Source organism: Pleionea sp. WD8-19, from assembly GCF_055326765.1.
The window spans coordinates 1-1,968 of sequence record NZ_JBUZOU010000053.1 but is presented as its reverse complement, the minus strand read 5'-3'; the positions used below and the strand labels follow the sequence as shown (position 1 = coordinate 1,968).

The window sequence follows — 1,968 nt, the reverse complement described above, 5'->3', positions numbered from 1 at the left end:
TTGTGTACGCCCGGCATGGGCATTAACTAATGAGGTGAAAGTCCTCTGTAGGAGAGTCACCGTCAAAATCTATATGATTATTAGACGATAACTACTAGCGAATGGCAAGGGCCAATCCGCGAGGAAAGGTCTGAAGGAAGCCGCTAGCAAATCTGCGAGCTGATGAACAAAAACATCATATGAGGCGTAGGCTGAAGGCGAGTTGGCACAAGACAACGAAGCCACAGTGACTTAACGGCCACCGTAAATGATGCAGTTGTGCAGAGAAAGCTAATGTCCTTATCCGGGGAGATCTGATAGAGAAGCGTCCTTCGCTTACGCTGCGGAGACTACCAGTCAGAGTCTGGTAAATCAACTCTTGGCGTCCTATCCCGTTGCAAATAGAGACGAGCAAACCCGCAACAATCCCAGTGTAATCATCAGGAAGCACTTCTACGAGTAATCGTAAAAGTCATCTATCAGAAGTCAGCAGATACCATAGTAGCCAAATGCCTATCGTAATGGGTAGGACAAGGTGAAGGGTTGAACATTTAACTGAAGGAATAATCATGTCTTACTTGAGTAATAAAACGGCACCGTCCGGTGTTTCTATTAAACAGCGTAATGCAATGCAAGAAACCTTCAACTTTGATCTATTCGAGGCAGTGTTTCAGTCTGAGAATTTAAGGCAAGCTTGGAAACAAGTGAAAGCCAATAAAGGCTCACCTGGAATTGATGGCATATCGGTTGAAGACTTTCCTGAGTGGGCCAAGCAGCATTGGCAACAATGTAAACAGGCGCTACTCAGTGACAAGTATCGACCGCAACCGGTCAAACGAGTCGAGATCGATAAACCCGATGGCGGCAAACGTCAATTGGGGATACCGACTGTTCTCGATCGTTTTATCCAACAAGCCATCACTCAAATTCTGTCGCCTATCGTAGATAAACATTTCTCTGAAAGCAGTTTTGGGTTTAGACCTCGCCGGAGTGGCCAGCAAGCCGTTAAGCAAGTTCAACAAATCATCAAACAAAAACGGAATATTGCCGTTGATGTGGATTTGTCGAAATTCTTTGACAGAGTCAATCATGACTTATTGATGAGAAATCTTTCTTATCACATCAAAGATAAACGCTTAATGAGGTTGATTGGCCGATATCTCCGAGCAGGCATCATGGATAAGAAGGTGTTACTTCCGAGTACTCAAGGTGTGCCACAAGGCGGTCCTCTTTCTCCTCTGTTATCGAACATTATGCTCGATGACTTAGATAAAGAGTTGGAACGACGTGGTCACCAATTTGCTCGATATGCAGATGATTTTATCATCCTAGTAAAAAGTGAAAGAGCTGGCCAACGAGTTTTAAGTAGCGTCTCACGCTTTCTTGAAACTCGGTTGAAACTTAAAGTTAACACCGAGAAAAGTCAGGTGGTGAAATCCTCTAAAAGTAAATTTTTAGGATTTACTTTTAGATATGGAAAGATCCAATGGCACGAGAAATCCTTACATAAATTTAAGCAAGAAGTTCGCAAACTGACAAACCGTAACTGGGGAGTGAGTATGTCTTATCAATTGTTTAAGTTGAGCCAATATCTTCGTGGTTGGATCAATTATTTTGGTATCGCTAACGCCTACCAACAGTGTGTTGATCTCGACAACTGGATACGACGTCGAGTCAGGATGTGCTACTGGCGACAATGGACTAAGCCTAGGACGAAAATTCGTAACTTGCTTAAACGAGGTGTTCGTATTCAAGCCGCGGTTGCTTGTGGCAGAACGAGTAAAGGCCCTTGGCGTAGCTCGAAAACGCCTGGTATTCAACAAGCTCTAAGTAACGAATTTCTGTTTCAGGAAGGTTTATTCTCTTTACGAACTGGATGGATCAAAGTTCATTATCCTAACGGATAATTTAAATGAACCGCCCTGTGCGGACCCGCTTGCAGGGTGGTGTGGGGGCTGGAGGCTAGATACCTCCGGCTACCCGATTAGG

General features: G+C 44.2%; 1 protein-coding gene. It reads left to right on the top strand.

Annotation, left to right across the window (positions count from 1 at the left end; all coding sequences use genetic code 11):
• The first annotated feature begins 548 nt into the window (after window positions 1–548).
• Window positions 549–1,886: a group II intron reverse transcriptase/maturase gene (gene ltrA, locus ACTUJY_RS21055; protein ID WP_463618101.1), complete on the top strand. Its 1,338-nt coding sequence runs from the start codon at window positions 549–551 to the stop codon at window positions 1,884–1,886.
• Window positions 1,887–1,968 lie beyond the last annotated feature (82 nt).